The organism is Thermus sp. FJN-A, assembly GCF_054655095.1.
Map to the genome: position 1 here is coordinate 1 of NZ_BAAHSC010000008.1, position 238 is coordinate 238.

At 70.6% G+C, this 238-nt stretch carries 1 pseudogene; it reads left to right on the forward strand.

Annotation, left to right across the window (positions count from 1 at the left end):
- Positions 1-238, forward strand: a pseudogene (locus ACYQ0J_RS00035) (ATP-binding protein); the annotation flags it as partial.

Here is a 238-nt window from a genome sequence, read left to right on the forward strand (position 1 = left end):
GGGGAGGGACCTCGAGGCCGACCTCAAGGCCTGGCAGAGGCGCTACCCGGGGAACGAGGAGAAGGCGAGGAGCCTCCTCAAGGCCCTCAAGCGCCCCGAAGGGGTGAACCCCGTCACCCTCGTCGTGGACGACGCCACGGGCCTCACCCCCAGTGTGGTCCCCTGGCTGGTGGCCTTCGCCGAGGTGGCCACCCTGGTCCTGGCCGTCCACCCGGAGACCCTAAGGAAGGGGGGTACA